A 23,279-nucleotide genomic window follows, 5' to 3' on the forward strand; every position below is an offset into this window, starting at 1 on the left:
TTATGCGGCATCTGCATACTGCTCTAGCGATCCATCAATCCATCCTGCACCTACAGACACCAGCTTCTCTACTTTCGAATGGTGCATGCCCATGAGGCGCCCAAGCTGACGGTATGTCATTCCGGCATAACGGTAGTAGTTCCACAGCGCCTGGCCGCACTCTGGATAGCGCTCGTACAGACGGGCAATGTGCCGGTCGATCACCATTGCCATGTCGTCACTGATCGCCGGAGAAGGCCCGCCATGCATCTGCACGTTATCGCGCATCAGTGCGTATTGAGGGGAGACGTAGCGAGGTACACCGGCCTGAACGCGAACCCAAATGCCCCATTGCAACAGCAGGTATTCGATATCGAGCTGTTTCATGCTGCTGCCCCCTTGAGCATGTCTGGGTTTACGGTGTGACGAGCGACCTCGCCGTGCTCCTTGTGCAAGACGATGCACTTCATGTTCTGCCGCGATCTCCAGCCGCCCGAGTGCGCGTAGCTGTCACCCGGGGCCAGCGTGTTGAACGACTCGACCACGCACCCTGGGTATTCCTTCTTGCTTTCGTGGTGAATGTGGCCGGTGTACCAGTAGCGGTGAGAGGTTTCGCCCCAGTCCTGGGCGCGGTCGGTGGCCATGACGCCAGGAAGCTTGTCAGCCTTCGCCGTGTGTCCGTGGTGCATGCCGATCAGGTTCTTGCCCCAGCGGTAGTAGCTGAACACGCTAGGGGTCGTCTCGACGGTCACGCGGGGCTCTTTGCTGTACAGGTGATCGAACAGGCGGCTAAGCCAAACTGCGCCGGTTTCGTCGTGGTTTCCGATGACATGCACGACGTGGACATAGCGGTGCTTGGCCAGGGCCGACTCTACGCACTGCCGCATAGCCATGATCAGCACGTCGACCATCTTGGCGTAGCGGCTGTCTGCGTCGAGGTGGTGGCCAGAGCGCGGCGTCACGGCGATCATCGAGTCATAGTGCGCGGCGTCGCCCAGGTTGATGATCACGGCGCGCTCTGTTGCCGGCGCAGCGCTGACCAGGCTTGCCATGGCACCACAGTGCACGCGCTCCGCAATGGTCAGGTCCCAGTCCTTGCCGCACTCGTCGCCCCATATGTACTCACCGAAGTGTGGGTCTCCGATGGGATAGCAGGTCAGCAGATGGTCAAGGTATTCGCCCTTGGCTTTCTTCGGCACCACCACGGGGAGGTCCTTTACCGCCGCCTTGCAGGAAGCCTCGAACAGCTCGCGCTGGCGGTCCTCGTCGATGGTCGACTTCACCCATTGGCCACGCGGCTTTCCGTCGCCGTCGTAGAAGGTGCTCACGCCCTTTACCTTGTAGCCATCAGGCACAGTCTTGGTCATGTCGTGCTCGGGGCTGAAACCCTGCCGCGCCAGTCGCGCCTTGTGCTCGTATACCCGGCGCTCATGCATGCCAAGCATTTCGGCCGCCTCGGCAACGGTATGGCCTTCGAGAGCGGCCATGATCTCTTCGTCTGTCGCTTTGCGCGCTGCCATGTCACTTCCCCTCTGCAGTCGAGCTGATCGTGTAATGCTGAGGAGACTTCCCGGCGTGCAAGTCCTTCAGGCGTGACACGTGACCGGTCAGGTCGGTGAGCAGCGCGCGATAGCCACCAGGATGCATCCGGTCGTCATTCAGCTTGCCGGCCGCTTGGGCATCCACGACAATGGCAAGGCATGCTAGGGCGTGCGCCAGGTGCGGCAGGCCGCTATCCGGGTCGCAGTCCTCACCTTCAAACCAGGCGTTGAGGTGGCGATTGGCCGCGTCGAAGTAGATCGACGCACGCACGCCGGATGCCCGCCAATTGCTGCGCCCGTACTTGAGCATGCCGTCAAGCAGGCCAAGGCTTCCCATTGCCGTGGCAGTTGTTGGCCAAAGGTGAATGGGCAGCTTCCCGCTACCGATTGCGTCTTTCGGGTTGGTCGGCTTGGTATCGGTCATGCCCTGTCCCCTTTTCGATGAAACTTGCGGTCGTACCAGCGATAGAAGTACTGCGCGAAGGTGATGCCTAGCGATCCACCAAAGCCTGAGATCAGCAGGAACGGCGCGGTATCGATCTTGGCGTGAGCAACGGCCCAGATGTAGGCGAACTGGGCCAGAGTGATCAGCCAACTGACGACGAAGCCAGCGGCGATCTTGTCGTCGCGCAGAAGCTTGCTGTTCAGCCCCAGCAGGAAAACCTGGGCGAACGCGGAGACGAAGACCATGACGGCCTGAAGCTCAGGGCTCATCAGAATTCCTCCACTTTCCAGCCGCCACCGGCTTTCTTAGATTGCGCTTTCACTGCCACGATTCGGAACGGGTACTGATCGGCCGCGACCTTCGTCTTGACCCTCGCGTCGTCCGTCCAGAAGCCCTTCACCTCGTGCAGCTCTATAACGCCGTCAGCGCGCATGACTGCAAAGTCAGGGGTATAGAAGGTGTTGTCGGCCAGCCGCAGCTTTACGCCTTCAAAGCGGTACCAAGCGATCTCACCAGCGAGCTGTTTATGCTTCAGGTGAGCGTCATATGCTGCTTCTGTCTTGTTCATCTGGCCGACCTTGAGACGGCCTAGCGCCTGCGTGGCGGTCTTAGCGCGGGAGTTGGTCATTGGTAAATGCTCCCAGGCTGACCGCTTTCATTGCTTCCTGTGCACGCTAGATCGTGGTCACTGGCATGCGGGCAACGCTTATTGCCGCACAAAGGGCAGAGGATCATCTTGGTGCTCGACAGAGGAAGCCAGCCAAGGCTGCTTTGTGAGCCGATGTTCTTCTCCCAAATGCAGCGATGGCACTCGCACTTCAAGAATTCATTCATGCCGGCTCATCCCCATCCATGATCATGACCAGAGGCCCCATTGAGGCCTCCGAACTGATCTCTGCGAATGCGTCGTTGATGAAGATCTGCATCAGCTCCATGTCGCGATACTTCTCAAGCACCTGGCGCAGTCCGTCCATCATCGATTCGTGCATCGCCAGTTGATTGGCCAGCCGATCAGGCTTCACATTCAGTGGGGTGACGTTGGTCATGCGGCTACCTTCCCTTCCTTCAAGAGGATTGCTTGGGTTCGGATTACGCCTTCAAGGTGCGCCAGGGCAGCGCTATCGGCGTCGATACGGCGGGTCCGGCGATCTATCTCGTCATGGCACGACGAGCACGCCCAGGCTCCCAGCAGGTCATGAGGCTTGATACCCATGCCGCAGGTGCCGGCGAGACGGTAGTGAGCGAGAACTGTCGTTTCCGGGTCGTGGTTGCAGATGCCCGGCAAGCGCACCTGACATTCGCGTCCACGGGCCAGCTTGGTGAGCTTGCTCATGCTGCGTTCTCCCCAAGCAGGTCAGAGAATACGACACCCTTGGCAGAGAACTCGGCCACGATCTGGTCGGTGTAGGCGATGCCCTGGGCGCGATTGAAAAGTCGGGTTACGGGGAAGCCGTCAGGACCGAACAGGTTGCATGGCCCCATCAGGTGCAGCTTTTCCTCGTAGGTCAGGTGCAGGAACGAGCGGTTCCATGCGTTGAAGAAGTCCACATCAGCCTTGCGCATGATCGGCACCCCGAGATGGAGCTTGCACCAGCGGCGTACGTCCTCTATGTCGCCCATCTGCGTCATCTGAGCGATACGCTGGTACATCGCCCACCACAGGGCGTTCTGGTCAAGCGTGCGGTCCTTTCCCTCGCGCATGCTGACCACCACAAACTTCTTGTCCCGATAGAGCTGGGTCAGCTTGTGGATGGCCTCGGAGAGCTTCGACGCGCTGTTTACGGAGATGCGTTCAGTCATGGCCGGCACCCCGCATAACCCGAGCCACAAACTCCATATACCCACACGCACCGATAGCCCATATCCAGCACAGGGCGCGGAAGGCGTAGTCGTAGAGGTCAGGCATGATTGGCCTCCTTCGCAAGCAGCGCCCTGGCCTTCGCAATCTCTCCGCAGGTATGGCGCTCCCAGCCCGTCGCATCTGATATGTGGATCAGCGCCCGTAGCTGGCTCTTGTACGCCTCAAGTTCAGCTAAAACGTCGCGTTCTGCTTTGCTTTGGCTCGGCAGGCTGCACCAGCATGTTTCAACCGTGCTGTGTTCATAGAACACGCCTTCGCCCTTGCAGATTGAGCAGTTCGGGTTAGTCATGGATGGCCTCCAGCGACACAGCGGCGTCGATCCTGCGGCTTACTTCTTCGCGCCATCCATCCACCGGTAGATCGAATCGGCAAACCAGCACTGGAACCTGCTCGCCGCTATAACTGCCAACCGCATTCTCAAGAAGATTCCGATACCGCTCCGCATCCTTCCTGCACGCCTCAAGCTCAGCCAAAGCTGCGTCCCGCTCTTCCTGCAACTGCGCAATACCAGCAGACAGGTATTCATCCAGCTTTGCGTCTGTGCTGCGTCGGCTCCATGACTCGGCGAAATGGCGAGTGGTCAGTGCCATCAGCGTGTTGTCTTTGGCGTCGAGTTCGTCCAGGAGGGATAGGACGCCATCCGCATTGATGATAACGGCAGGTACTGGATCACCATTTCCGCCAAGGCCGGCAGCTAGTGCGCGCTCCGCATATTTTCGCAGCTCTGCCCTGTTAGTCATGGCGGGTCTCCATGCGATCCTTCCTGATCACTGCATGCAGGCTGCCAGTAACAACCCTGTCATGGTGGACAATGCCCATTGTCTTCGCCTGTAGCGCGCCACGACGAAGACGGGAGTATTTGGAGTCTTTGTAAATCTCCCAAACGACAAAAAACCTGTCGTAGACGTTGAGGGCCATGTTCACCAAAAGCGTCTGATCCAAAATGCTCATTGGCTCACCCCCACACGCTCGTACACGTCGCCAACGCGGCGCAGGCCAGGCATCTGCTGCTCGATCAGAATTCCTTCTACGATGGTCGCGCTACGGTCACCGCAGGCGATGCACAGCGGGTCGCGGCAGGAGACGCGCCAGCCGGCGGACAGCAGGTTGTCGAGTTGCTTGCGCAGGCCGAACATGTGGCGCTGGTTCTCATGCATCGCCCGGTAAGCGCTGATCGCTCGGGTGATCGAGCCGACCGCCGACCAGAACACAAAGCCCGGCTCATGCGCCGTCTTCATCTGGTCCGCCTTCAGGTGCTGCGCGAACTGCTTACCGTCCCAGTCCGCAACAATCAGCCAGCCGCCATCGTGGCGCTCGCAGTGCCATTTGGTGTTCATTGCAGTTGCTCCTTGAGGGCCTCAACCCTCACCTGGGCCCAAGCAACAGCGGCGTCGCTGGCCTCTTCTTCGTGGATCACAACGCCGTCATTCAGCTCGGCGGTGGCCTTGATGGACTCAATGCGGGCGGCCGCATCGTCAAAGCTGTCTGCGTAGATAGCGATCTGGTACAGGTCGCCGTTGTGTGCGTATTCGAGCTTGAACTTAGCCATGGGCATTCACCTCCAGCGGCAGCAGCCAGGATTTGCTCGACTTTTCCGGCGCGTTGAATGCACCGCCGTCTTCGCGCAGGAAGGTGCGGACTTCTCGACCAATGCGGACCTTGAACAGGCGTGGCTTGATGTCGGATACGCGACCCACAACGTCGCCAGTGAGGCGTGTCACGCGCACGGACTGGCCGACGATCAGCGAGGCCAGGAATTCCTTGGTGGGACGCTCGCTCATGACGCAATCCCCCACCCTGCGTATGAGGAAGCCGGGCGGCGGTAATCCTCAGGTAGAGGAAACCGCCAGCCAGCAATGAACAACGCACCCGCGACAACGATTGCGATCTTCATGCCGCGTCCTCCATGTCGGCGCCCATGATCTGCAGGTGGTTCTCGCAGATGGTTTGGGCTTCCTTGGCGTCGTCGCACACGCGGCCGATGAACTCGCCGCGCACGCTGGCCCGGTACTTGGCTTGGTCACCAACCATGAACTTGGCGACCTTGTAGGGCGGATTGCTGTCGCTCACAGCAACGCAGTCAGAACGCTTGGCCCATTTCATTGGATGGCACCCCGCTCAGACGGCCAGTTGAACAGCAGTACGATCACGCCACCCTCGCGCAGGCGGTCGGCAGAGCGTTCGCCCAGGGCAACCTTCACTTCGTCAACGCACAGGTTGGAGATGATCACGGTGGGCAGCTTCTGCTCGTACCGGCCGTTGATGATCGCGAAGGTCATGCGCAGCTCGAAGTCGCTAGGCTGCTCCTTGCTCACGCCAACCTCGTCCAGCACCAGAAGGTCAGCGCGAATCAGAGGCTCGAGAATCTGGCCTTCGCTCTTGCTGCCCTGATCGCCGTAGCTCTCGCGTATTGCCTGGAACACGGAGCCGATGGTCCGGTACACAGCAGTAGCGCCGCTATGCTTGATCACGTGGTTCGCGATAGCGGTACCGAGATGGGACTTACCGGTCCCAGGGGTGCCAAGCATCATCAGGCAGCGCCCAGCGTCACTGTGCTTGTCGAAGTTTTCCGCGAAGTCGATGCAGGTCTCCAAGGCTTTGACCTGACCACGGCTGACAGCCCTGTAGTCCTCGAAGCACTTACCCTCAAAACGCTTCGGGATTGCAGCGGAGCCAAGGCGAATGTTCATGTCCATGCGACGCTGCCAGGCCTCTCGAGCGGTCTTCTCTTCCAGCTCTCTGGCCAGTTGTTCGCCATGGCAAACAGGGCAAGGAGACGTGAACACCTTGCTCAGGATCTTGGTCAGCTTTTGCTGGAACGGGCCATGCGTCTCGCAAATTGCCTGCTGGAACTGCGGCGCAGAGACAGCTTCAGCGATGCTCACAACGTTTTCAGAAGCCATAGGTTCCACCCTCCCGTTCGACCAGGCCTGCGGTGTAGTCGCGTTCGGCAAAGTCGTGGTGCTTGCTGGTTGGCAGGTGGTGAACGTTGTCCGGCAGACGAACTTCGTCCTCCCAGCGCTTGCCGTTCAGCCATGTGGTCGGATGCGGGATGTACTGGCCGCCATCCTTGCGCCAGTCAGGCGACGCAACCTGAGCCGCCAAGCCGGATGTGATCTTGGCGAACAGGCCGGAGTCGACCTTGAGCTTTGCCCAGGCCTTGGACGCTTTGTCTTTGCCGACCTTGCGGGGGTAGAGATTCCAGAACCGAGCGAACAACTCTTCGCAGCTCGGCTCGTCCTGCTGCGCTTGCGCAGTGAGGGGATCAGGAATCAGGTTAAGGGAATCAGTAGAGAGGGAATCAGCCGGAGCGCTTCCGATTTTCTCGGAGCTAGTACCGATTTTCTCGGAACGAACACAACCATCTGATACAGAAGGGATTTCAGACGACGGCTCATTCTTGTGCGGGTTCTGGTGCTTGGTGAAGTTGTCGATCTGAATGTAGTGCTTGCCATCGACCGAGTAGCGAATGATGAAGTCTTTTTCGTCCAGCCAGTCGAGCATCTGGTCGATGTTGATCCCATCGCGGTAAGGGAAGATTTCCGCCTTAATCCGCATCGGGCGATCCTCTAGGCGACCATCACGATCAGCCAGGAGCCACAGACCTTCGAACAGAAGGGTAAGCAGCGGATCGGCTACACCAAGAATCTCGTTCTTGAAAAGGGCAGGCTTGATGTTGCGTGCTCTAGCCATTTGCAATTTCCTCCATCGCAGCCCTGAACTCTGTCCAGTTTTTGACCGTCTTGGAGAACTCGATCAGCTCTTCAACATCAAGGCCAGCCTCAATTGCGTTGGCCATGAGCGGCATTACTATCGAATGGTTTACATAGATGCGGCGACGCAATATGCCTCTGGCATAGAGCATCTTTTGCTTAACCTCTGGAAGGCGCCTCGTAACGCAAATACGAGGGATTGCGTCAAAGCACTCATTCACCTCTTCCTGGTCCGGCGAAGAGCTCATCTTGTCTGCGGCAACATCGAGCGCATCCAGGATTTCTTCAACTGAGAACTTTTTGATCCAATTCCTGATTAATGACCTGCCGTGCTCATTGATTGAATGGCCTGGCATGCGGGCAACAATCCGCTCTGCAACGAGATCTACAGTGGTATCACCAAAGGATTGGAGCTCGTCGCGCCAGGCAAGCATCATTTCAAGCTGTTCACGACGCTCATTGAGGCCCTCAAGCTGGGCCCTCTGACGATCAATAGAGGAGCTATCGGAAAGAACGCGGTCTGACTTCCCAAGGTTGCACGGCTGGCAAGCAGTCACCAGATTGATGATCTCGTTGTCGCCGCCCTTGCTGACCGGGTTGATGTGATCAACATGCAGGATCACATCTGGCGCCTTTGCTCCGCAGTATTGACAGGTGAAGTTGTCGCGCTTGAACACCTCGAAGCGGACTGACTTGCGGATCGGTTGTCTTGTGCTCATAATCATCCTCGAACTTTGCTTCAACGAATCAGCCGGGCCGTCATCCCGGCTTTTTTGTGCCTGTCGTTCAGGCCGCCTTTACCGATTGCTCGAGCACGTCGAGCGCCTTGCGGGCTCCGGCGATCTCGCGCTTGATCAGTGCTTTCTCTGTCGAGCTGACGCGGCCGTCTTCCAGGGCGTCGGTAACGCTCTTGGTCACGTCAGCGACTTCCGCGTGCATGTGGAGAACGGCTTGCGGGAGGTTCTGCGCGGCGACGGCTTCCTTGGCGACCAGCTCATAACCGAACTCAGCAGCCAGGGCCTGCAACGGGCGCATATCGCCGGAGTGGGTCAGGATCTGGAACAGGTGGTTGATCGTCAGCTTGTGCGCGTCGTTGTCCGGGTTTGCACGCTGCAGCAGGCTGACGTGAGGCAGGCCCATATCCGCAGCCAGGCGCTTGGCGTCTGCGTCCTTCACGGCGTCGTGGCAAGCCCTCAGAAAATCGTCCATTCGTAAAACCTCGCTGGTGTTTCCGTGGCGCCATCGACTTGGCGTTGGCAACCTGTCATCACTCGATCAGCCGACAGGTGAAAACCCATGCAACCGACCATCGAAACTCTCCAGGGCGAACTGCTTGCCCTTCGCTGCCACATCGCTGCGCTCATGGAGCTGCAGCCTCTTCAATCTCAGTTGCGGTTCCGGGCTAAGCTGGAATCCGCCTGCTTACTGGTCCGTCCTTGCCAGCGTGGTGCTCGGCAGGATGGGTTTGATCAGGTGGTAACGTCGCTGGCGGTCAAACGGCGGCCTGCAGAACTTTCTGAGCAATAGCCACCAGATCAGGGCGAAGGCCGGCGATAGTGATTTCGCCGCCAGAGGCCTCTTGAAGCCGGCCGGCAAGTTCTGGCGAGGCTTTGCGGTGACCGCCCGACAGCTGCCATAGATGGCCAACTGTCGTGCCGGCAGCCTTAGCGACCTGTTCACGGCGATCAGCGCTGGTCTTAGCCAGCCAGTCGCGCAGATGGTCATTCATGGTTCGCTTCTCCTATGGTTTATGGAGAAGAATTTAGCTCAAGGCTAACGAACAAGCAAGCACACATTTAGCTGAGCGCACATTTAGCAGCGAGCTAATCAATGACAAGATCTGCGAATGGACATTTACGAAATCCGCAAGGCCAACCTGGTCGAGCTAATTGGCAATCGCCGAAAGAAGGAATGCGCAGACAAGTGGGAGCTGAACCCGGCTCACTTGAGCCAGATCCTTTCCCTGAAAACCGAAAAGAACCTCGGCGACGACGTTGCGCGCCGGATCGAAGATAGAGAGGGACTGCCGCGTGGATGGCTAGATGCCTTGCGGCACTCGGCTGCAGAAGCCGCCGAAGGCTTTACCCACAACGTGGTGGCATATGATCCTGAAGACGCAATGCCGGACGGGGCTGTTGCGATAAGCGAGTATCAAGTGAACTTCTCAGCCGGAAATGGACACCAGGCGCTCTACGAGATCATTGAGGAATCGGACCCGGCGATTTACAAGCTGTCGTGGTTCCGCGCTGAGCGGATCAAGCCCGAGAAGTGCAAGCGCTTCAGGGTGAAGGGCGACAGTATGGAGACGACGCTATTCGACGGCGATTCAGTGCTGGTCAACATGGAAGAGAACGAGCCCACCAAGATCATTGACGGCAAGGTCTATGCACTGCGATACGGGAACGATCTACGCATCAAGCGGCTGTTCAAGAAGCTGGACGGCAGCCTTCGCCTGGTCAGCGATAACCAGGCCTACCCGATTGAGGACATCGCCGCAGATGTCGCCCAGGAACACATAACCATAATCGGCCGCGTGCGGGATAAAAGCGGGAAAGGCGGCCTCTGAAACCAATGACAAGGAGGTTGCCATGCGCGCCGCCATTCTACTGCTTGCTGTCACCCTACTCGCTGGGTGCGCTCAGCAACCTAAAGCCCCGCGCGCGCCTATTCAGGTAGCGCCATCGCCAATATGCGCGACGCCAGCGCAATGCTCTGCGGGTTGGCTCAAGGCGCACGACCAACTGCAGACGATGACTGGAATGCGTCTGGCTGTGGCGTCAGACACCTACATCGCCACTTACCCTATGCGCCGACTTCCTAACATGATCGGCGAGGCATACAGGATCAATAACGGGGACGGTACGTACACCATAAAAGCGCGTTTCAGCTGCCGGAATGGCTGCGATGGCCTGGATCAGAGCGCCGAAAACTTGTTCAACACTACTGTTGGCATGAGCATCAAGTACGGAGCCCAATAAGCTGGCTAAGCTTCTATCCCACAAAGCCTATCGATAAGGAGATCTACATGCGATCCGCAATAATTGCTGCATCAATAGCGTTTTCCATCTCAGGCTGCGCCAGCATATTCAGTGAGCAGACCTACCCCGTCCAAGTAACCTCTGAGCCATCCAGGGCCTCTATTGAGATCAAGGACGAAGACGGCAATGTCGTTTACAACGGCAGCACTCCGGCCACCGTCAAGCTGACATCCAGCGCCGGTTACTTTGACGGCGAGCGCTACACCGTGACCTTTCGCAAGGATGGCTACGATGATGAGCAATTCGTGATCAACTCAGGCATCGATGGCTGGTACTGGGGCAACATTCTGCTTGGGGGCATCCTTGGCATGCTGATCATCGACCCAGCTACCGGCGCAATGTATGACCTACCGAGCAAGGCCGGCGCAACGCTCAAGCCATCTGTCGACATGACTGCGACAAGTCAGGCGGTGAGCGTTTCTGATCAGAGCATGAGCAAAGGGCAATGGCAGCAACAGCAGCTCCAGCAACTGATGTCCGAGAAAGGCCTGTCCTATGAAGAGTACCAACGCCGCTATCGGCAGATCATGAGCCAATAGCCACAGCCATTCCGCAAATAGAGCCCGCCTAGAGCGGGCTTTTTTGTGCCTGCATGAAACGAATTGCGCGCAAAAGATAACAGCGCAAATCGAAAAATCAGGCTTTAGCTAGAAATTTAGCTCAAAGCTATTGACGAGACTTTAGCGCATGGCTAAATTTACTCACAAGCCAGCCACAACTGGCCAGGCGAAAGCCAACGCTCTTTACACAATCAGGGAACCTCGCGGCGTGATCCGGGCAACCGTACAGCGCGAGCAAGAAATTCACGCCCCATGCAGGCTCTGGAACCTGCCGGACTCCCCATATGGGAGGACGCCAATCTCATGCGAGCCAGCCAGGGCGAGCCAGTAGCACCCTGGTCAGTGATACGAATCGGGCAATGCGTGACGCATGAGAGTGGAACAAACACAACAGGAGAACCCAGCCAATGAAGAACTAAGCCCAGCCGACAGATCGGGTCGGCAATCCGCGCATACGTGCCCACTACCCACCGGGCCGCCGGGCTGCACTCAAGCGCGGAGCAACACGATGCCCCATGACCACCGCCCTATTCAGATTGCAGGCGATGCGAGGGAAGCCCAAGGCCAAAACACTGAGCGCCGAGCTGCCATCTGAGGCAGTGAAGCCATACCGACATAAGTGCGGAAAGCCCCGCAAGAAGCCAGATCGCTGCGCGGGGTTAGCAAAACAGATTTCCTCGATGCCATTCGCAAGAGTGGCATCACCAATGCGCGCTTAGGGTTCGCATCGGTGATTAACGCCGCAGGGTATCACTCAAGAGGAAAGGACATGCGCCGCATTGGAGAGACCAGCCAGCGCTCTGTAATCGCAAGCATCGCCGAGGTCATTGCCGAGTGCCGAGAGAGCGCACGCTGGACATCGGATCGCGAGAACGGTATCGAATGGTTCCACATTCACCGCGCGAAACTGCGCACGAAAATTTCCGCAGCGCCACGACTTCCATGAGCCACCGCCCTGCCTAGCAGGGCAGATGGCATCGGTGATGGATGAATGCGGAGTGATGATCCGCAAGTGCCTAGTGGACTGAGAGCGGCCAAGTCGAGGCATCGACCATGGCAAAGAAGGTGCCGGCCTTCCATCAAAAACCGGGAAACAGGCGATCCGCAGGCAAACGACGTGGGCGCAACCTTGCCGGGCTCACGCGGCGAACGGCTACACAGCGCGCGGCAGCAAGCCGGACTTCATCACCGGCCATCCATCAACCGATGTCATCTACCGCAGCACCCTCCCTTGCCCGTGCACTGCGGGCCTTTTGCCGGTTAGCCGGCTCCCTACTCCCACTCTCCACGCACACATAGCGAGGATTGATCATGGCTATTACCACTGAGCCTGCCCAGGTTTACCGGGGTGGCGGGCGGCGCTATTTCACGCTTCGCGCAGCCGCCAGGGCTGAGGCTAAGGCGCTGATCAACAAGCACTGCCACTGCGACTACTGCGATCACGAAGGCTATGGCAGGGAGCATCTGCCGTGCCGACGCCATCAGGACGAACACTTTGAGCCGCTGGTTGAAAAGCTGGCCGCTCGCTTCATTCGCAATTACAGAAAAGACCGAGGTGCCTCATGAGCGCAGCCCTAGACCTTCTCCAGTGGCGCCACGATATGGCCGAGCCGGAGTTGCCGCCGCAGGAAACGAAGATCGGCAAGCAATGGCTGGAAGAGTCGATTCACACGCTGATCCTTGGCCTGAACGTTGAAGTAGGCCCGGTCACCATCCTGGCCCGCGACTTCATCAGCGAGTTCGCGCAGCGCTCTATCGAGCTGCAGGCGCAAGACACCGAGTTCCACCTTGAATGGGCATTTGCCCGTGGCAACGCAGTGTTCGCCGGCACCGAGTATCAGAAGCTTGCCCGCGAAGTGGCCGAGCGCATGCTGATGCCGCACATCAACGAAGCAATCCTGCGCAGGAAATGGCTGGAGGAAGACCATGACTAACCCCGCCAGCATCTACGAACAGTGCGCCAAGGTGGCCATAGACAAGCTGTCGGTGTCCAAGGCGCCGATGAACGAGCTTGATCCGGTGCTTGGGTTTATCACATCGGGCTGCCCTGGCTACTACGACGAAGAGCGGCGCGACTCTCTTCTTAGCCTGGCGCGCCACGTAGCAAACAAGCAGCGCGAACGAATCCGCGATGGGCAGATGATTGGGAGAACAGCATAGTGCGCTACTACATCACCACTACCGAAACCCGCTACGTCGACGCCTTGCGCGAACTCAAGGCCATGGCTGGCGCTCGATATCGCTTCTTCAAGGGCAAGATTGCCGATCTCGGCTTCGACGAATTGGGTATGCATGAGTTCGGCGTGCCATGCTTCTTCTACAAGATGTGCGAAGACCAATTCAACCCTGAGCGCAAGGGGCCTGCCGTCGACGGATTCAAAGGCGGTGACCGTGTTTACGAGAACGGCAAATACTACTTCAAGTACGCCGTTCGCGGCCGTGGGAAGGCCTTCTATGAAAAGCTTGTCGACGGGGCACCGGAAGCGCCGAAAGAACTGAACAAGGGCGACTTCTACCGCAAGCCTGACATAAATACCGTGTTCTGCATGCGTCTCGGCCTGCCCGATGGCGTTTTCAACGAGCGCGCAATCCTTTTCGGCCAGGTCTTCCTGCTACACAACGACACAATGGTCGCCTGCAGCCTACCGTTCCGCGATGACGACTCAAAGGAAGCGGCGCCTGCCGTTATCCCGGAAGGCTTCACCGAAGTGACCGAGCGCGCGCTGCAAGCCGAGATCAAGAAGCACAACGAAGCATTGGTGACGCCATGACCATAACCATCCGCCTACCGAAGCCCGCCGAGATGATCAAAGCGGGCTTTTTTGTGGCCTGCTTCCTTGGGTCTATCTATGTATTTGCGTCGGCTGTGGCCGAGGTGGTGAGTTGATGAGCAAGCACATGGGACAGATGCATATCGTCTACGGCGAGTGCGGACACGTCATCGCGGCATGCTGGGTGACTGGCAACGAAGCCGACGCCGCCAACTTCAAGCGCCGCAAGTTGCGCGCAGGCCAGCGCATGGAAACGGTCGAGCGCTATGCCGGCGACCCAATGCCGGAATGGTGCACGGCTTCGTGCCCTCGCGTGCCGGGAGTTCAGCCATGACCCGCCGCCAACGCGCCCTGCGCTGCGCAATCTATCGCGGCGCCTTCTCCGGTATCTGCTTCTTCACTGTACTCATCGGCGCATTGGGCGCTGTTGATTGGATTGCGGGGTGATTTATGAGCGAATGGATTAAGTGCAGCGACAGGCTGCCAGATGAGGACGTGATTGTTATCGGCTCTGGCTTTCTATACGGAAAGCCTGAAAACGGACGATGGGTTGAGCCCACCATACTTGCTGATGGTGAGTTTCATGGCCTATTCACTAACGAAGTTGGCGAGGTTGTTGCCGACTTCGACGGAACAATGGAGCCAACGCACTGGCAGCCATTACCAACTCACCCGCAAGACTAGTCACAACCCGCGCTCGACGGGCCGGCTAACCGGATATTCGAGACGGGATAAGCCGGCAGTGCCCGAGGCTTAACACCGGCAGCTGCGAGCGGGTAGCACCTCCAAGCGAAACCCTTGCGTCCGTGATCGCGCCGAGTAGCCCGCGTTAAGGGCTCACCAATTCACAACTGGAGTCAGCCATGAAAGACCCTGACGCCGGCAAGTATCAGAAGCGCTTCATGCGCGAGTTCAAGTCAGTGCAGCAAGCATTGTCAGAACGCGGCGGCGACCTTCAGTGGTCAACCCACGATTGGCAGTGCTTCACGTACCGGGAGCCTGGCGTGTCGCTGGTCTTTTACCCGCATCGCGGGCCGAGCAGCCGGCTGCAATGGATCCGCGTACGCAACCAGGGCAGCAAGGCGGCAGAAGCCTTGAGCGAAGTCCTGGCCATCCTGGCTGATAAAGCCGACATCCGAACCAAGTAATCCCCTCTCCCACAACATCACCAGCGCCCTGGAGGGCGAAGCTATGTCTAACGCACTCTCGACCATCACGAGCGATATCTACGGTGCTCGCGATGCGTTTGCATCCGTCCTGACCGATCGATCGCTCAACTTCGAGCGTGAAGCCGAGTTCGCGATTCAGACGATCGCGGCCAACGACTACTCGACCAAGCTGGCCCTGAACAACCGCCAGTCGGTCGTCAACGCCGTGACCAACATAGCGGCGATCGGCATCAGCCTTAACCCGGCGAAGAAGCAGGCCTATCTGGTCCCTCGCGACGGCAAGATCTGCCTCGACATCAGCTACATCGGCCTCATGGATCTGGCCATGAATACCGGCGCCATCCGCTGGGCTCAGGCCGAGCTGGTCTACAGCGGCGACAACTTCGCGCTGAACGGCTTCGACAAGCCGCCGACCCACTCATTCAACCCCTTTGCCAAGGATCGAGGCGACGTGATCGGGGTGTATGTGGTCGTCAAGACAGCCGACGGCGACTACCTGACCGAGACCATGAGCATGGATGAGGTCAACGCGATTCGCGATCGCTCGAGCGCCTGGAAGGCATACGTCGAGAAAGGCAAGTCGTGTCCGTGGGTGACCGACCCCGGCGAGATGGCCAAGAAGACCTGCGTAAAGCGCGCCTACAAGTTCTGGCCGAAGACCGATCGGCTTGAGGAAGCGATTCACTACCTGAACACAGAAGGCAACGAAGGGCTGGCCAATCTGAGCAAGCCGGCCAATGACTCCGACCTGGCCGTGCGCTGGATCGATCAAGCGGTCAAGGCTCAGTCCAAGGAAGCGCTACAGCAAGTCTGGATATCCGGGCTTGCTGACATAAAGCAAGCGAAGGACAAGGTTGCCTACCCACAGTTCAAGGCTGCCGTCGAGAAGCGCAAGGCCGAACTCGAGGCGCCGGAGAATCAGCCGATCGAAGGTGAGACCGTATGATCCTGATCGAATGCGAACAAGGCAGCCCTCAGTGGCACCAAGCCAGGGCTGGATGCATAACGGCGAGCATGTTCGAGGTGGCTCGCTCTCGAGTAGACGGACTGACGGCGCAGCAACAGAAGTACGTCGACGCGCTGCTGGCCGGCAAGAGCGAGGCAGAAGCGCGAGACGCTGCCGAGTACAAGGCGGCGCCCAAGGCTGAGGCCGTGAAGAAGGCGCTGGCCGGCGAACCCGTTGGCCGCCCATCTGACGCAGCGCTCAACTACGCATTCAGCCTGGCGATCGAACGCATCAGCGGCATCCCGCTCGATAACGGCTTCGAGACCTGGCACATGAAGCGCGGCCACGAACTCGAGCCGGAAGCGCGCATGGAACACGAGATGCAGACAGGGCTGATCATCCAGCGCGCCGGCTTCGTGACCACTGACGACGGCGCTTTCGGTGCCAGCGCTGACGGCCTGATCGGTGAGGACGGCGGCAGCGAGTACAAGTGCTTCCTGGCCCCGGAGAAGCTGCGCGCCTTCCACATCGACAACGACGCCAGCGGGATCATGGATCAGGTCATGGGCTGCATGTGGATCACCGGACGCAAGTTCTGGCACGTCGGCATGTACTGCCCAGCGCTCGAGCCGGTCGGCAAGCAGCTCTGGTGGCGCGAGTTCCAGCGCGACGAAGACTACATCGAAAAGCTCGAGGCCGATCTGTGGCAGTTCAAGCTGCTGGTCGACGAGTACGAAGCCAAGTTGCGGCAGAAAGCCGCCTAAGAACCCCGCCACCACGACACGGGGCGCCACCGGCAAAGCTTGGAGCCGCGCCGTAACGACAGGCTGGCCACCTGGGCATTCGGCCATCTAATTCGAGGTATCCGACATGTACACAGCAAACCATCACCTGGCCACGCAAAACCTGCCGACCGTCCAGAGCTGCGCGGAGAACCGCGCCTGGCTTGAGCAGGCCATGGCCGAGTTCGAGCAGCGCGGTGGCGTGGTTCAGGAATGCGCTATCCGCGTCGGCGGCGACGTTGGCGGCAAGTGGAACGGCGCCGGGGCGATTGTGCTGAGCAACGAAGATCGCACGAAAGACGCAGAAGACGCACAGCGCATTCGCGTCCTCGCCGACAAGGGCGCCGGCATAACGGCGATCAAGTATCACCTCAAGATCGACCTGCGCCGCATCAAGCGCCTGGCTCAGGCCTACGGCATCAAGATCGACAGCAAGCGCGGCGCCACTGGATGCAAAGGGCCAAACGAGGCGAACCGCAAGGCCACCGCAGAGCGAGGCCGCAAGCACCGTCAGCAACTGGCGCGCCAGGCCATGCCGATGATCGCAGCCGGCGACTCCATGAACACCATCGTCAAGGCGCTCGGTTGCAGCAAGCCGACCCTGGCGCGAGCAATCGAGGAAAACCCCCATGTCGCCGATTGAGCTATTCGAGCATCAGCGCCACCTGTACGCGGCCATCCATGAACTGGAAAAGCGCATCCCGATCATGGACGAAGAGACCAAGCGTCGAGCCTACAAGACGCTGGACAACCTCGAACGCGAACACGCCAGAGCCGTCGAGATGGCGGCTACCGGGATCATCCAGTGACCATCTACTGCCGCACATCCTGGGCGCCCGTGCCGTGTGGATGCGTGCGCTGTAACCCGCCACAACGCTAACCAGCGGCGCCAGCCGCCTGGAGTTTCCCGTGAGAAAGATACCCGTATCTGAGCTTGCGCTCGCCTACGAATTGAGGTGCGCGGGCTGCCACTGGAAGTGGATATGCCACGTCCTTGGACGCGACTACACATGCCTGCGCAACGCCATGAACTACGTGATCAGGACAGGATTCAGGAGTAACGCATGAACATGATCGAAGTGAAGACGGCTGAGCTGAGTGGCGCGGCGTTGGATTGGGCGACTTTCTGCGCGGTCTTCAGCGGAATGCAGCCAACCATCCGCAAGATTGAAAGCGTGACCATTGAGCGGCAGCCGTTCATCAAGCCGCTCACTTTCCCCAGCGCTGTTTACCTGACGTATTCAGGCGCATACGGAGTGGAATGCAACTGGAATCCATCTTCTGCGTGGGAAGACGGCGGCCCGCTGATCGTTAGCAGAATGGTGGCGATTGATTACCCCAGGCCGCTGCGTGACGGAGAGCTTCCGAAATGGGTTGCCCAGTGCTGGAGGCCTTATGGCTGCGGCGAAGCAGAATCCCCACTTGTCGCCGCCTGCCGCGCCATCGTCGCCGCCAAGCTCGGCGAAACCGTGCAAATCCCTGCTGAGCTACTGCCATGAACGGCATGGAACAGAGCGCCACGGTGCGGCGGATCAATGCTCAGCTCGAACGCTGGCACCACAAGCCGAGCGGCCGGCGCGGCTGCGTGATCTTCGAAGTAGCCGGCGTCTGCGAGCTGCAAGGAATCGACGGGCGCAGCTTCTATGCGAAGCGCGCTGATCTGGATAACAACGAGGTGTGGGAGCGGATTTTATGAGCGAGAAGATGATGGGTGATGCGTGGCTTTGGTCTGATCTGCGAGCGCAGTGCGGAGACGACAGCGACGCGGAGAAAGGGTTCTACGCTGGCTGGCAAGCCCGAGCCAGCCAGTCCGTGGGTGCGCCGGATCTATCGGAAGCACTGGCTCTCGCACAAACCGTCTTTGCGCGGATGGAACTGGCAGAGCCAAAGGGCAAAAAGCTTTCTGAGAAGCACGTAGCCCGTCGCTTGCTGGCCGAGCTTGAACGACTGGCCGCCACCCCAACCGTCAAGACTGAGCAGGTGCGGTGCGATACATGCCACGGGCAAGGCGAGATTTGCGTGGGCCAGCAGACATTCGGCTACATGAGCATGCAGCCGCCTGAGCCAATCATGGAAGTTTGCCCAGAGTGCGGCGGTGAAGAAGCCCCCTCCCTGCCGGCTGCCGGATCGGCTGGGGAAGAGGTGGAGGTGGTTGGTTACTACGAGCCTAGCCGAAACTCGCTATTCAACGACACATCGCACCCGCACCTGTTTGATCAGCTCATGACCGTCGCCCAGCACAACCGCATCGTCGCCGCCTATCAAGAATGGGGCGACGCCAGAGGCCGCGCAATGATCGGGCTCGAGCAGATCAAGGATGCCGAGATTGAGCAGCTACGCGCCGCCCTTTCCGCCCAGCAGTCCGCGCCCGAGCGGGTGAGCGTGCCGCGTGATGCGCTCCAGTGGCCGCTTGAAGTAGGCGTCGAAGCGCAACAGAAAGCCGCTGACGTTGGCTGCGACCGCGAGGACTGCCTTCACGATGGCCTGCAAGCAATGCTGGCTGAAATTGCCAGCCATGGGCGGGGTGAAGCATGAAGCCAGCAGAGTTCCGCGCCGAGCTGAACAAGATCATGCCCGGCTACAAGTGGACGGTGAAGGCCAAGGGCAGCTCCGAGACTTTTCTTGAGGCAGAAGGCATCCAGACCAGTGGTTTCAATCGCCTGTCCACGTTGCGCGTCACATGGCGCTGCATCAACGGGCGGGAGACATACGAGGCGAAGAGCGCGGGCTATGGAACTCGGTCGCCATGGAAGCATGAGACCAAAGAACGCACGCTAGCCAAAGCTCTGCGTAGCCTGCAAGAGCACTACAAACGCATGGCCGACGACTACCGAAGTCTTGAGTCTGCGTTGCAGACTGGCCGAGCCAGCCATGCGGAGGGCGGGAAGGTATGAGCAGCCAACGCGATCCCCGCCAAGACCCGCGCAAGGGCGACCGACTGCGCGATGAATCCGGCCGAATGATGACCGTAGACGGCGTGCATGCACTGCGCACAAACCCCAAGGCGCGCCAGGTGAGCTACACGGTCGGCGAGCGTGACAGCGGACACGTCTGCGGCCTCGGCAATTGGCGGAGCTACTACAAGCGCGCCGAGGTGCTGCACACCGCTGCCACCGAAGAAGGAGAGGTGTGATGCCAGCCGACAACGTTACGAGCTTCGACTACACCGACCGGCTGGGCATCCAGAAGATGCCAGCCGGCTATCTGTTGATCGGCCTGGATAGCGGCCACTTCATGTGGGAGCGCGTAAGCGACGAGGAAGAGTCAGCCATTCACTGGAACAAGTGGGAGGTCCGGCGCTGGGCTTGGCAGGACCACAACGAGCGCGCAGCAGGAGGTCAAGATGAGTGAGCAAGTGAAACCCAGCGTAACGGCGGCGCTTGCCATGCAGATACTAGCTGACCTGGCAAAGCGCACTCCGCTGCGCCGGATGGAAAGCTTGTGCGAGCAGCAGAAGCAGGTAGGCACCGCGAAGCTGGCCGAACACTTGGAGAGGGCCGGCGATCAGATTGCCGGCTACGCCTACAACCTGCGCCGTCACTTCGACGCCCTGCACGCAGAGGCCGAGGCGCTGCGGGCTGAGAATGGGCGGCATAAGCGCGACATCGACTACGTGCAGGAGAACTTGACGGCCGCGCATGCCGAGCGTGTGCAGTTGCGGCAAGAGCTGGAGGCGGCGCGGGGATTGCTGGCCCAACTACGCGGCATGATCAACTGCACAGCTGAGAATGACGCCGACAAGATGCCGGTATGGATCAGCACGAAGCATCCTGTAATCGAGCAGATCGACGCTTTCCTTGCCACCCCGGCGCCGGAAGTGCAATGCAAGGCGTGCAACGACACCGCCTGCGATCCATCGCATGAAGAACTGGTGCCGTGCCCTGAGTGCGCTGCGCAGCCGGCGCATGTCGACGATTTCCATGGCGACGATACAGCTCTGGTCAGCAGCGCAAAGGCCCTGCTCGCTCTGGACGAGAAAGGCGCGCTCACTGACGGCGGTATCGGTGGTCATGCGCGGACGATCATCGGAGCCTTCATTGCCAGGATGGCCGAGCAGGGAGATAGGCAGGAGGCGGTGCACTGGAGAGCGCTACTCCATCCAGACCAGAGGCCTCAGCAGCCTCACGATAAACATGTCGTTGGTTTCACAGCAAGGGAATCCGCAGATGCATGGGTGGCGGAGAAAAGGGACTTTCAGGGCTGGGACTATTCGATTGAGCCGCTCTACACCACCCCACAGCCCGGCCCGGACGTGCGGGGGCTGGTGGAAAAGCTGGTTCGCGCAGCCGAGTTTGCACGCATTGATCTATGCAGCTGGATTGATAAATACCCAGCCGCGAGTCACTTCAACACAAATCGGGCAATCAACTATCTTGATCAGGCTCTCGCCGCCAACCGCAAGGCGCAACAAGGAGAGCAGCATGACTGACCTGAAAATGCTGAGCGCACAGGCAGCGCTTGTGAAGCTGTTCGATCAGGACTACTTCAGCATCTGCACTATCGACAAAATCTCCAAGATGATGGGCATCAAGCCAGAGCGAGAGGCATACCAGATCCTGAACACCCTGCATTGCGTCCACTACGACCAGATGCCTGCCGACCTGCTGCAAGCTCTCCCTGAGCTGATCATGCGCGTCATGCAGTCACCCGCCCTTGATGCCAGCCGCATCAACATCGTCAGCGAAGGCAGCAGCCTGAAGCTGGTCAAGCACTAAACCAACCACCCCACCCCATCCCCTTTTCTATCTGCCCACATAGGGCGGGAGGATTTGCTGTGTCTGAATACATCGTGATCAGCCTGAAACACACTAAGCGCCGGCATAAAGCAATCACGCTCTGGCGGCCTGATGACAAGGGTTACTGCTGGACTATGGATCGTGCCGGGATCTACCAGGAAGCACGAGTGCTTGAGCATCTCGGCTATTACAACAGCGGCTGCTCAAACATCGCCGTGCCTTTGGCCATAGCCAAAACGCTGGCGAAAGAAGTCGAGTATGACACCAAAGAGCACGGCCTTTGCCTGCCCAATAACGCGGCAACGTGGAAACGTCTGCTCGCCGCAGTCATCCGCCCAACTCAGTACCAAGCTCAGCCTGAGTACAGGGGCGCGCCGCGATACAAGGAGGCCGCATGAAACTGATCACGCTTGAGAAGTGGGCGGAGACGCACCTTGACCCGGTGCCGTCTCCCGCAACCCTGCGCATGTGGGCCAGGACGAACCGTTTCGACCCGTCGGCGCAGAAGGTGGGCCGCTGCTACCGGGTGGACGAGCACGCTCGATACTGCGAACCTGAAGTGCCGGTAGAGCTGCCGGATGACGGCTCGCTTCACAGTCGAATCATGAGGGCACGCTATGGCGCCGCGACCAAGGAATCACGGATCGAAAGACCTGCCGCCTAACCTGTACCGCAAGAAGGACAGCCGCAACGGCGTCATCTACTACAGCTACAAAGACCCGGTGACAGGGAAGTTTTTCGGGCTCGGCAAAGACAAGGCCCTTGCGGTGGCCACTGCGCATGCAGAGAACCAGCTACTGCCGGCCGGGCCTACCCTGCGTGAGCGCATGGAGAGGCCAGCGGCGCGCCCATTCAGCAAGTGGCTGGCAGAGTACGGCCGGATCATCGAAGAGCGCGAGATCGAGGACAACACCAAGCGCAATCTGCGCATGCGGATCAAGCGGCTGGATGCTGAGTTCGGGAAGCACGACATCAACGCCATCACCACGATCATGATTGCCGACTACCTTGGCGGGATGGTCAAGGCCGGTAAGTCGCACATGAGCCGCGCAATGCGGTCTCTGCTGCGTGACGTGTTCATGGAGGCGATGGCGGCGGGATGGACGGCGGGGAACCCGGTCGAAGTGACCAAGGCCGCGAAGGTCAAGGTCAAGCGGGAGCGCCTGACGCTGGAGGTGTGGCGGGCGATTCATGCCAGGGCCGGTACGGACTGGCTGAAGCGTGCGATGGAACTGGCGCTGATCACCGGCCAGCGGCGGGACGACATCGCATCCATGCTGTTCAAGGACGAGCAGGACGGTTATCTGCACGTCGTTCAGCGCAAGACCAAGCAGCGGCTGCGCCTCAGCACCTCAATTGGCCTGCAGTGCATTGGCCTGGATCTGGCCAGCGTGATCAAGCTGTGCCGCGACAACGTGGTATCCAAGCACCTGGTGCACCACGCCCGCACGATCAGCAAGGCCAAGGCCGGCAGCCCGATCATGCTGGACACGATCAGCAAGAAATTCGCCGAGGCTCGAGACGCTGCTGTGTCGGCCGGTGAGATCGTGGTGAGCGGTAGCCCGCCGACCTTCCATGAGATGCGATCACTGGCAGCTCGACTGCACGCAGCCGAAGGGCGCAACGCCCAGGCGCTGCTTGGACACAAGTCGGCCAAGATGACGGACCTCTACAAGGACAGCAGGGGCGCCGAGTGGATCGACGTGGCATAATGAAAGGCGTTTTGGAGGAATTTTGG

General features: G+C 59.4%; 45 protein-coding genes. 25 read left to right on the top strand and 20 right to left on the bottom strand.

Translation table 11 applies throughout. The features are described from left to right. The 20 genes from PCLY_RS05005 to PCLY_RS05100 all read right to left on the bottom strand — a co-directional run bounded on the left by PCLY_RS05005 (position 1) and on the right by PCLY_RS05100 (position 9,268). Positions 1 to 366, bottom strand: a complete 366-nt coding sequence (locus PCLY_RS05005) for an antiterminator Q family protein (protein ID WP_061238189.1) — start codon at positions 364 to 366, stop codon at positions 1 to 3. Next, positions 363 to 1,499 (bottom strand): helix-turn-helix domain-containing protein, encoded by a 1,137-nt coding sequence (locus PCLY_RS05010; RefSeq protein ID WP_061238190.1) that lies wholly within the window; start codon positions 1,497 to 1,499, stop codon positions 363 to 365. Before PCLY_RS05010 ends, PCLY_RS05005 begins: the two co-directional genes overlap by 4 nt. A 1-nt stretch (position 1,500) precedes the next feature. Beyond that, positions 1,501 to 1,944, bottom strand: a complete 444-nt coding sequence (locus tag PCLY_RS05015) for a dATP/dGTP diphosphohydrolase domain-containing protein (protein ID WP_061238191.1) — start codon at positions 1,942 to 1,944, stop codon at positions 1,501 to 1,503. Further along, the gene (locus tag PCLY_RS05020) at positions 1,941 to 2,234 is read right to left on the bottom strand and encodes a hypothetical protein (RefSeq protein ID WP_061238192.1); all 294 of its coding nucleotides are present in this window, start codon (positions 2,232 to 2,234) and stop codon (positions 1,941 to 1,943) included. Before PCLY_RS05020 ends, PCLY_RS05015 begins: the two co-directional genes overlap by 4 nt. Further along, positions 2,234 to 2,593, bottom strand: coding sequence for a DUF1064 domain-containing protein (locus PCLY_RS05025; RefSeq protein ID WP_061238193.1), 360 nt, complete (start codon positions 2,591 to 2,593; stop codon positions 2,234 to 2,236). Before PCLY_RS05025 ends, PCLY_RS05020 begins: the two co-directional genes overlap by 1 nt. A gap of 202 nt (positions 2,594 to 2,795) precedes the next feature. Continuing rightward, the gene (locus tag PCLY_RS05030; RefSeq protein WP_061238194.1) at positions 2,796 to 3,011 is read right to left on the bottom strand and encodes a hypothetical protein; all 216 of its coding nucleotides are present in this window, start codon (positions 3,009 to 3,011) and stop codon (positions 2,796 to 2,798) included. Next, the gene (locus tag PCLY_RS05035; protein ID WP_061238195.1) at positions 3,008 to 3,298 is read right to left on the bottom strand and encodes a DUF1364 domain-containing protein; all 291 of its coding nucleotides are present in this window, start codon (positions 3,296 to 3,298) and stop codon (positions 3,008 to 3,010) included. The genes PCLY_RS05030 and PCLY_RS05035 overlap by 4 nt, the downstream gene beginning before the upstream one ends. Further along, positions 3,295 to 3,765 (bottom strand): recombination protein NinB, encoded by a 471-nt coding sequence (locus PCLY_RS05040; protein ID WP_061238196.1) that lies wholly within the window; start codon positions 3,763 to 3,765, stop codon positions 3,295 to 3,297. Before PCLY_RS05040 ends, PCLY_RS05035 begins: the two co-directional genes overlap by 4 nt. Positions 3,766 to 3,863: 98 nt before the next feature. Further along, positions 3,864 to 4,115, bottom strand: a complete 252-nt coding sequence (locus PCLY_RS05045) for a hypothetical protein (protein WP_061238197.1) — start codon at positions 4,113 to 4,115, stop codon at positions 3,864 to 3,866. Beyond that, positions 4,108 to 4,566, bottom strand: a complete 459-nt coding sequence (locus PCLY_RS05050) for a hypothetical protein (RefSeq protein ID WP_061238198.1) — start codon at positions 4,564 to 4,566, stop codon at positions 4,108 to 4,110. The genes PCLY_RS05045 and PCLY_RS05050 overlap by 8 nt, the downstream gene beginning before the upstream one ends. Beyond that, complete coding sequence (locus tag PCLY_RS05055; RefSeq protein ID WP_061238199.1) at positions 4,559 to 4,777, bottom strand: hypothetical protein; 219 nt, start codon at positions 4,775 to 4,777, stop codon at positions 4,559 to 4,561. Before PCLY_RS05055 ends, PCLY_RS05050 begins: the two co-directional genes overlap by 8 nt. Continuing rightward, complete coding sequence (locus PCLY_RS05060; protein ID WP_061238200.1) at positions 4,774 to 5,163, bottom strand: hypothetical protein; 390 nt, start codon at positions 5,161 to 5,163, stop codon at positions 4,774 to 4,776. Before PCLY_RS05060 ends, PCLY_RS05055 begins: the two co-directional genes overlap by 4 nt. Next, positions 5,160 to 5,375, bottom strand: a complete 216-nt coding sequence (locus PCLY_RS05065) for a hypothetical protein (RefSeq protein ID WP_061238201.1) — start codon at positions 5,373 to 5,375, stop codon at positions 5,160 to 5,162. Before PCLY_RS05065 ends, PCLY_RS05060 begins: the two co-directional genes overlap by 4 nt. Then, on the bottom strand, positions 5,368 to 5,607 hold the full coding sequence (locus tag PCLY_RS05070; protein WP_061238202.1) for a preprotein translocase subunit YajC: 240 nt from the start codon (positions 5,605 to 5,607) through the stop codon (positions 5,368 to 5,370). The genes PCLY_RS05065 and PCLY_RS05070 overlap by 8 nt, the downstream gene beginning before the upstream one ends. A 109-nt stretch (positions 5,608 to 5,716) precedes the next feature. Beyond that, complete coding sequence (locus PCLY_RS05075; protein ID WP_061238203.1) at positions 5,717 to 5,929, bottom strand: hypothetical protein; 213 nt, start codon at positions 5,927 to 5,929, stop codon at positions 5,717 to 5,719. Next, a complete protein-coding gene (locus PCLY_RS05080; protein WP_061238204.1) occupies positions 5,926 to 6,729 on the bottom strand; it encodes an ATP-binding protein in 804 nt (267 codons plus the stop codon). The genes PCLY_RS05075 and PCLY_RS05080 overlap by 4 nt, the downstream gene beginning before the upstream one ends. After that, complete coding sequence (locus tag PCLY_RS05085; RefSeq protein ID WP_061238205.1) at positions 6,719 to 7,519, bottom strand: hypothetical protein; 801 nt, start codon at positions 7,517 to 7,519, stop codon at positions 6,719 to 6,721. Before PCLY_RS05085 ends, PCLY_RS05080 begins: the two co-directional genes overlap by 11 nt. Further along, positions 7,512 to 8,258, bottom strand: coding sequence for an HNH endonuclease (locus PCLY_RS05090; protein ID WP_197432143.1), 747 nt, complete (start codon positions 8,256 to 8,258; stop codon positions 7,512 to 7,514). Before PCLY_RS05090 ends, PCLY_RS05085 begins: the two co-directional genes overlap by 8 nt. A 67-nt stretch (positions 8,259 to 8,325) precedes the next feature. After that, on the bottom strand, positions 8,326 to 8,748 hold the full coding sequence (locus PCLY_RS05095) for a phage regulatory CII family protein (RefSeq protein WP_061238207.1): 423 nt from the start codon (positions 8,746 to 8,748) through the stop codon (positions 8,326 to 8,328). A gap of 283 nt (positions 8,749 to 9,031) precedes the next feature. Then, the gene (locus PCLY_RS05100; protein ID WP_061238208.1) at positions 9,032 to 9,268 is read right to left on the bottom strand and encodes a helix-turn-helix domain-containing protein; all 237 of its coding nucleotides are present in this window, start codon (positions 9,266 to 9,268) and stop codon (positions 9,032 to 9,034) included. A gap of 117 nt (positions 9,269 to 9,385) precedes the next feature. Here PCLY_RS05100 and PCLY_RS05105 point away from each other — a divergent pair, with 117 nt between their 5' ends. From PCLY_RS05105 to PCLY_RS05220, 25 genes are all read left to right on the top strand, one after another. Further along, positions 9,386 to 10,105: a S24 family peptidase gene (locus PCLY_RS05105; protein WP_061238209.1), complete on the top strand. Its 720-nt coding sequence runs from the start codon at positions 9,386 to 9,388 to the stop codon at positions 10,103 to 10,105. A 459-nt stretch (positions 10,106 to 10,564) separates the two neighbouring features. Beyond that, a complete protein-coding gene (locus tag PCLY_RS05115; protein WP_197432146.1) occupies positions 10,565 to 11,116 on the top strand; it encodes a hypothetical protein in 552 nt (183 codons plus the stop codon). Between the two features lie 790 nt (positions 11,117 to 11,906). Further along, positions 11,907 to 12,083: a hypothetical protein gene (locus PCLY_RS24780; RefSeq protein WP_156458557.1), complete on the top strand. Its 177-nt coding sequence runs from the start codon at positions 11,907 to 11,909 to the stop codon at positions 12,081 to 12,083. Between the two features lie 365 nt (positions 12,084 to 12,448). Further along, positions 12,449 to 12,703: a hypothetical protein gene (locus tag PCLY_RS05120; RefSeq protein ID WP_061238211.1), complete on the top strand. Its 255-nt coding sequence runs from the start codon at positions 12,449 to 12,451 to the stop codon at positions 12,701 to 12,703. Then, positions 12,700 to 13,071: a hypothetical protein gene (locus PCLY_RS05125; protein ID WP_156458558.1), complete on the top strand. Its 372-nt coding sequence runs from the start codon at positions 12,700 to 12,702 to the stop codon at positions 13,069 to 13,071. Before PCLY_RS05120 ends, PCLY_RS05125 begins: the two co-directional genes overlap by 4 nt. Continuing rightward, the gene (locus tag PCLY_RS05130; RefSeq protein ID WP_061238213.1) at positions 13,064 to 13,297 is read left to right on the top strand and encodes a hypothetical protein; all 234 of its coding nucleotides are present in this window, start codon (positions 13,064 to 13,066) and stop codon (positions 13,295 to 13,297) included. The genes PCLY_RS05125 and PCLY_RS05130 overlap by 8 nt, the downstream gene beginning before the upstream one ends. Further along, positions 13,297 to 13,908: a hypothetical protein gene (locus tag PCLY_RS05135; protein WP_061238214.1), complete on the top strand. Its 612-nt coding sequence runs from the start codon at positions 13,297 to 13,299 to the stop codon at positions 13,906 to 13,908. The genes PCLY_RS05130 and PCLY_RS05135 overlap by 1 nt, the downstream gene beginning before the upstream one ends. Positions 13,909 to 14,023: 115 nt before the next feature. Next, positions 14,024 to 14,242 (top strand): hypothetical protein, encoded by a 219-nt coding sequence (locus PCLY_RS05140; RefSeq protein WP_061238215.1) that lies wholly within the window; start codon positions 14,024 to 14,026, stop codon positions 14,240 to 14,242. Between the two features lie 116 nt (positions 14,243 to 14,358). Beyond that, positions 14,359 to 14,592, top strand: coding sequence for a DUF551 domain-containing protein (locus PCLY_RS24365; RefSeq protein ID WP_082768023.1), 234 nt, complete (start codon positions 14,359 to 14,361; stop codon positions 14,590 to 14,592). A 179-nt stretch (positions 14,593 to 14,771) separates the two neighbouring features. Further along, positions 14,772 to 15,056, top strand: a complete 285-nt coding sequence (locus PCLY_RS05145) for a hypothetical protein (protein ID WP_061238216.1) — start codon at positions 14,772 to 14,774, stop codon at positions 15,054 to 15,056. Positions 15,057 to 15,099: 43 nt separating this feature from the next. Further along, positions 15,100 to 16,023 (top strand): recombinase RecT, encoded by a 924-nt coding sequence (locus tag PCLY_RS05150; protein ID WP_061238217.1) that lies wholly within the window; start codon positions 15,100 to 15,102, stop codon positions 16,021 to 16,023. Further along, a complete protein-coding gene (locus PCLY_RS05155; RefSeq protein ID WP_061238218.1) occupies positions 16,020 to 16,787 on the top strand; it encodes a lambda exonuclease family protein in 768 nt (255 codons plus the stop codon). The genes PCLY_RS05150 and PCLY_RS05155 overlap by 4 nt, the downstream gene beginning before the upstream one ends. Positions 16,788 to 16,893: 106 nt before the next feature. Beyond that, positions 16,894 to 17,448 (top strand): hypothetical protein, encoded by a 555-nt coding sequence (locus PCLY_RS05160; protein WP_061238219.1) that lies wholly within the window; start codon positions 16,894 to 16,896, stop codon positions 17,446 to 17,448. Next, positions 17,435 to 17,614 carry a hypothetical protein gene (locus PCLY_RS05165; protein ID WP_061238220.1) on the top strand — a complete coding sequence of 60 codons (180 nt, stop codon included), beginning with the start codon at positions 17,435 to 17,437 and terminating at the stop codon, positions 17,612 to 17,614. Before PCLY_RS05160 ends, PCLY_RS05165 begins: the two co-directional genes overlap by 14 nt. A gap of 255 nt (positions 17,615 to 17,869) precedes the next feature. Then, the gene (locus PCLY_RS05170) at positions 17,870 to 18,304 is read left to right on the top strand and encodes a phage protein NinX family protein (RefSeq protein WP_061238221.1); all 435 of its coding nucleotides are present in this window, start codon (positions 17,870 to 17,872) and stop codon (positions 18,302 to 18,304) included. Continuing rightward, entirely contained in the window at positions 18,301 to 18,501 is a 201-nt protein-coding gene (locus PCLY_RS05175; protein ID WP_061238222.1) for a hypothetical protein, read from the top strand. The genes PCLY_RS05170 and PCLY_RS05175 overlap by 4 nt, the downstream gene beginning before the upstream one ends. Next, positions 18,498 to 19,340 (top strand): DnaJ-like cysteine-rich domain-containing protein, encoded by an 843-nt coding sequence (locus PCLY_RS05180; RefSeq protein WP_061238223.1) that lies wholly within the window; start codon positions 18,498 to 18,500, stop codon positions 19,338 to 19,340. The genes PCLY_RS05175 and PCLY_RS05180 overlap by 4 nt, the downstream gene beginning before the upstream one ends. Beyond that, complete coding sequence (locus PCLY_RS05185; RefSeq protein WP_061238224.1) at positions 19,337 to 19,699, top strand: hypothetical protein; 363 nt, start codon at positions 19,337 to 19,339, stop codon at positions 19,697 to 19,699. The genes PCLY_RS05180 and PCLY_RS05185 overlap by 4 nt, the downstream gene beginning before the upstream one ends. Before the next feature lie 65 nt (positions 19,700 to 19,764). Next, the gene (locus PCLY_RS05190; RefSeq protein ID WP_156458559.1) at positions 19,765 to 19,938 is read left to right on the top strand and encodes a hypothetical protein; all 174 of its coding nucleotides are present in this window, start codon (positions 19,765 to 19,767) and stop codon (positions 19,936 to 19,938) included. Beyond that, positions 19,938 to 20,156, top strand: a complete 219-nt coding sequence (locus tag PCLY_RS05195; protein WP_061238226.1) for a hypothetical protein — start codon at positions 19,938 to 19,940, stop codon at positions 20,154 to 20,156. The genes PCLY_RS05190 and PCLY_RS05195 overlap by 1 nt, the downstream gene beginning before the upstream one ends. Further along, a complete protein-coding gene (locus PCLY_RS05200) occupies positions 20,149 to 21,234 on the top strand; it encodes a hypothetical protein (RefSeq protein ID WP_061238227.1) in 1,086 nt (361 codons plus the stop codon). The genes PCLY_RS05195 and PCLY_RS05200 overlap by 8 nt, the downstream gene beginning before the upstream one ends. Then, entirely contained in the window at positions 21,227 to 21,520 is a 294-nt protein-coding gene (locus PCLY_RS05205) for a hypothetical protein (protein ID WP_061238228.1), read from the top strand. The genes PCLY_RS05200 and PCLY_RS05205 overlap by 8 nt, the downstream gene beginning before the upstream one ends. Positions 21,521 to 21,579: 59 nt before the next feature. Next, a complete protein-coding gene (locus PCLY_RS05210; RefSeq protein ID WP_061238229.1) occupies positions 21,580 to 21,939 on the top strand; it encodes a hypothetical protein in 360 nt (119 codons plus the stop codon). Continuing rightward, positions 21,936 to 22,205 carry an excisionase gene (locus tag PCLY_RS05215; RefSeq protein ID WP_061238230.1) on the top strand — a complete coding sequence of 90 codons (270 nt, stop codon included), beginning with the start codon at positions 21,936 to 21,938 and terminating at the stop codon, positions 22,203 to 22,205. Before PCLY_RS05210 ends, PCLY_RS05215 begins: the two co-directional genes overlap by 4 nt. Continuing rightward, positions 22,159 to 23,253 (top strand): phage integrase Arm DNA-binding domain-containing protein, encoded by a 1,095-nt coding sequence (locus tag PCLY_RS05220; protein WP_061238231.1) that lies wholly within the window; start codon positions 22,159 to 22,161, stop codon positions 23,251 to 23,253. The genes PCLY_RS05215 and PCLY_RS05220 overlap by 47 nt, the downstream gene beginning before the upstream one ends. Positions 23,254 to 23,279: the final 26 nt, after the last annotated feature.

The sequence above is a fragment of the Ectopseudomonas composti genome (genome assembly GCF_001567565.1).
GTDB classification, from domain to species: domain Bacteria; phylum Pseudomonadota; class Gammaproteobacteria; order Pseudomonadales; family Pseudomonadaceae; genus Aquipseudomonas; species Aquipseudomonas composti_A.

Bases quoted from the DNA above. Each gene is read 5' to 3' on its own strand.
- PCLY_RS05005 (WP_061238189.1), bottom strand. From the start codon at position 366: ATGAAACAGCTCGATATCGAATACCTGCTGTTGCAATGGGGCATTTGG.
- PCLY_RS05010 (WP_061238190.1), bottom strand. From the start codon at position 1,499: ATGGCAGCGCGCAAAGCGACAGACGAAGAGATCATGGCCGCTCTCGAA.
- PCLY_RS05015 (WP_061238191.1), bottom strand. From the start codon at position 1,944: ATGACCGATACCAAGCCGACCAACCCGAAAGACGCAATCGGTAGCGGG.
- PCLY_RS05020 (WP_061238192.1), bottom strand. From the start codon at position 2,234: ATGAGCCCTGAGCTTCAGGCCGTCATGGTCTTCGTCTCCGCGTTCGCC.
- PCLY_RS05025 (WP_061238193.1), bottom strand. From the start codon at position 2,593: ATGACCAACTCCCGCGCTAAGACCGCCACGCAGGCGCTAGGCCGTCTC.
- PCLY_RS05030 (WP_061238194.1), bottom strand. From the start codon at position 3,011: ATGACCAACGTCACCCCACTGAATGTGAAGCCTGATCGGCTGGCCAAT.
- PCLY_RS05035 (WP_061238195.1), bottom strand. From the start codon at position 3,298: ATGAGCAAGCTCACCAAGCTGGCCCGTGGACGCGAATGTCAGGTGCGC.
- PCLY_RS05040 (WP_061238196.1), bottom strand. From the start codon at position 3,765: ATGACTGAACGCATCTCCGTAAACAGCGCGTCGAAGCTCTCCGAGGCC.
- PCLY_RS05045 (WP_061238197.1), bottom strand. From the start codon at position 4,115: ATGACTAACCCGAACTGCTCAATCTGCAAGGGCGAAGGCGTGTTCTAT.
- PCLY_RS05050 (WP_061238198.1), bottom strand. From the start codon at position 4,566: ATGACTAACAGGGCAGAGCTGCGAAAATATGCGGAGCGCGCACTAGCT.
- PCLY_RS05055 (WP_061238199.1), bottom strand. From the start codon at position 4,777: ATGAGCATTTTGGATCAGACGCTTTTGGTGAACATGGCCCTCAACGTC.
- PCLY_RS05060 (WP_061238200.1), bottom strand. From the start codon at position 5,163: ATGAACACCAAATGGCACTGCGAGCGCCACGATGGCGGCTGGCTGATT.
- PCLY_RS05065 (WP_061238201.1), bottom strand. From the start codon at position 5,375: ATGGCTAAGTTCAAGCTCGAATACGCACACAACGGCGACCTGTACCAG.
- PCLY_RS05070 (WP_061238202.1), bottom strand. From the start codon at position 5,607: ATGAGCGAGCGTCCCACCAAGGAATTCCTGGCCTCGCTGATCGTCGGC.
- PCLY_RS05075 (WP_061238203.1), bottom strand. From the start codon at position 5,929: ATGAAATGGGCCAAGCGTTCTGACTGCGTTGCTGTGAGCGACAGCAAT.
- PCLY_RS05080 (WP_061238204.1), bottom strand. From the start codon at position 6,729: ATGGCTTCTGAAAACGTTGTGAGCATCGCTGAAGCTGTCTCTGCGCCG.
- PCLY_RS05085 (WP_061238205.1), bottom strand. From the start codon at position 7,519: ATGGCTAGAGCACGCAACATCAAGCCTGCCCTTTTCAAGAACGAGATT.
- PCLY_RS05090 (WP_197432143.1), bottom strand. From the start codon at position 8,258: ATGAGCACAAGACAACCGATCCGCAAGTCAGTCCGCTTCGAGGTGTTC.
- PCLY_RS05095 (WP_061238207.1), bottom strand. From the start codon at position 8,748: ATGGACGATTTTCTGAGGGCTTGCCACGACGCCGTGAAGGACGCAGAC.
- PCLY_RS05100 (WP_061238208.1), bottom strand. From the start codon at position 9,268: ATGAATGACCATCTGCGCGACTGGCTGGCTAAGACCAGCGCTGATCGC.
- PCLY_RS05105 (WP_061238209.1), top strand. From the start codon at position 9,386: ATGGACATTTACGAAATCCGCAAGGCCAACCTGGTCGAGCTAATTGGC.
- PCLY_RS05115 (WP_197432146.1), top strand. From the start codon at position 10,565: ATGCGATCCGCAATAATTGCTGCATCAATAGCGTTTTCCATCTCAGGC.
- PCLY_RS24780 (WP_156458557.1), top strand. From the start codon at position 11,907: ATGCGCCGCATTGGAGAGACCAGCCAGCGCTCTGTAATCGCAAGCATC.
- PCLY_RS05120 (WP_061238211.1), top strand. From the start codon at position 12,449: ATGGCTATTACCACTGAGCCTGCCCAGGTTTACCGGGGTGGCGGGCGG.
- PCLY_RS05125 (WP_156458558.1), top strand. From the start codon at position 12,700: ATGAGCGCAGCCCTAGACCTTCTCCAGTGGCGCCACGATATGGCCGAG.
- PCLY_RS05130 (WP_061238213.1), top strand. From the start codon at position 13,064: ATGACTAACCCCGCCAGCATCTACGAACAGTGCGCCAAGGTGGCCATA.
- PCLY_RS05140 (WP_061238215.1), top strand. From the start codon at position 14,024: ATGAGCAAGCACATGGGACAGATGCATATCGTCTACGGCGAGTGCGGA.
- PCLY_RS24365 (WP_082768023.1), top strand. From the start codon at position 14,359: ATGAGCGAATGGATTAAGTGCAGCGACAGGCTGCCAGATGAGGACGTG.
- PCLY_RS05145 (WP_061238216.1), top strand. From the start codon at position 14,772: ATGAAAGACCCTGACGCCGGCAAGTATCAGAAGCGCTTCATGCGCGAG.
- PCLY_RS05150 (WP_061238217.1), top strand. From the start codon at position 15,100: ATGTCTAACGCACTCTCGACCATCACGAGCGATATCTACGGTGCTCGC.
- PCLY_RS05155 (WP_061238218.1), top strand. From the start codon at position 16,020: ATGATCCTGATCGAATGCGAACAAGGCAGCCCTCAGTGGCACCAAGCC.
- PCLY_RS05160 (WP_061238219.1), top strand. From the start codon at position 16,894: ATGTACACAGCAAACCATCACCTGGCCACGCAAAACCTGCCGACCGTC.
- PCLY_RS05165 (WP_061238220.1), top strand. From the start codon at position 17,435: ATGTCGCCGATTGAGCTATTCGAGCATCAGCGCCACCTGTACGCGGCC.
- PCLY_RS05170 (WP_061238221.1), top strand. From the start codon at position 17,870: ATGAACATGATCGAAGTGAAGACGGCTGAGCTGAGTGGCGCGGCGTTG.
- PCLY_RS05175 (WP_061238222.1), top strand. From the start codon at position 18,301: ATGAACGGCATGGAACAGAGCGCCACGGTGCGGCGGATCAATGCTCAG.
- PCLY_RS05180 (WP_061238223.1), top strand. From the start codon at position 18,498: ATGAGCGAGAAGATGATGGGTGATGCGTGGCTTTGGTCTGATCTGCGA.
- PCLY_RS05185 (WP_061238224.1), top strand. From the start codon at position 19,337: ATGAAGCCAGCAGAGTTCCGCGCCGAGCTGAACAAGATCATGCCCGGC.
- PCLY_RS05190 (WP_156458559.1), top strand. From the start codon at position 19,765: ATGATGACCGTAGACGGCGTGCATGCACTGCGCACAAACCCCAAGGCG.
- PCLY_RS05195 (WP_061238226.1), top strand. From the start codon at position 19,938: ATGCCAGCCGACAACGTTACGAGCTTCGACTACACCGACCGGCTGGGC.
- PCLY_RS05200 (WP_061238227.1), top strand. From the start codon at position 20,149: ATGAGTGAGCAAGTGAAACCCAGCGTAACGGCGGCGCTTGCCATGCAG.
- PCLY_RS05205 (WP_061238228.1), top strand. From the start codon at position 21,227: ATGACTGACCTGAAAATGCTGAGCGCACAGGCAGCGCTTGTGAAGCTG.
- PCLY_RS05215 (WP_061238230.1), top strand. From the start codon at position 21,936: ATGAAACTGATCACGCTTGAGAAGTGGGCGGAGACGCACCTTGACCCG.
- PCLY_RS05220 (WP_061238231.1), top strand. From the start codon at position 22,159: ATGGCGCCGCGACCAAGGAATCACGGATCGAAAGACCTGCCGCCTAAC.